The following is a 1,289-nucleotide window of genomic DNA, read 5'->3' as shown; positions in this document are numbered from 1 at the left end:
CGATCACCGTCAGCGTCGCGGGCAACGCACCGGCCAGATTTCCGGCAATTTCACTGCCCAGAGCGCCAACGACCTTGCGGTGCTGCTGCGCGCCGGTGCGTTGCCCGCGACGCTGACGGTGATCGAAGAACGCACCGTTGGTCCGGGCCTTGGCCAGGATTCGATCCATGCCGGCAAGGTCGCCGGCATCATCGGTTCTATCCTCGTCGTCGCCTTCATGTTCGTCGCCTACGGCTTCCTCGGCTTCCTCGCCAACATCGCGCTGGCGGTGCACGTGGCGATGATCGTCGGCGTGCTCTCGCTGCTTGGCGCTACGCTGACCTTGCCTGGTATCGCCGGTATCGTACTGACCATCGGCATGGCGGTCGATTCCAACGTGCTGATCTATGAACGTATTCGCGAGGAGCGACGCGCCGGCCGCTCCGTGATCCAGGCGATCGATACCGGTTTCACCAAGGCGCTGGCGACCATCGTCGATTCCAACATCACCTCGCTGATCGCCACCGTGGTGCTGTTCTATCTCGGTACCGGGCCGGTGAAGGGCTTTGCCATCACCTACGCCATCGGCATCCTGACCACGGTCTTCACCGCCTTCACCTTCACCCGCCTGCTGGTCTCGATCTGGCTGCGCCGGGCTCGCCCGAAGGAATTGCCGAAGGCACCGGTGACCTTCGTTCCGCCCGGCACCAAGATCCCCTTCATGGGCATCCGTCGCTGGACCTTCACGCTCTCCAGCGCACTGTCGATCCTGTCGGTGGTGCTGTTCATGACCGTCGGCATCAATTACGGCATCGACTTCAAGGGCGGTTCGCTGATCGAGGTGCAGGCCAAGAGCGGCAATGCCGACCTCGCCGACCTCCGTGCGCGGCTGACCGAGCTCAACATCGGCGAAGTTCAGGTGCAGCAGTTCGGTACGCCGAACGACGTGCTGATCCGCGTCGGGACGCAGGATGGTGGCGAGAATGCCGAGCAGACCGTCATCGACAAGGTGCGTGGCGAGCTGCAGGACAATTACGATTTCCGCCGCGTCGAAGTGGTCGGCCCGACCGTTTCTGGCGAGCTTGCCAAGCAAGGCACGATCGCCATGCTGATCGCGCTGCTTGGCATCCTGGTCTATGTCTGGTTCCGCTTCGAATGGCAGTTCGCGGTCGGCGCCATCGTGGCGACGGTGCACGATGTGGTCATGACGCTCGGCTTCTTCGTCATCACCGGACTGGAGTTCAACCAGTCATCGCTGGCGGCGATCCTGACGATCATCGGCTATTCGCTGAACGATACGATCGTGGTCT

The 1,289-nt window shown here is 62.6% G+C and carries 1 protein-coding gene; it reads left to right on the top strand.

Annotated elements, in window-relative coordinates:
* The coding region (gene secD / locus EN893_RS34295) for a protein translocase subunit SecD (protein WP_128362184.1) at positions 1–1,289 on the top strand (1,289 nt) is incomplete at both ends.

This window comes from Mesorhizobium sp. M7A.F.Ca.CA.004.04.2.1 (assembly GCF_004022825.1).
GTDB lineage: Bacteria > Pseudomonadota > Alphaproteobacteria > Rhizobiales > Rhizobiaceae > Mesorhizobium.
This window is presented reverse-complemented; position numbering and strand designations above follow the sequence as displayed.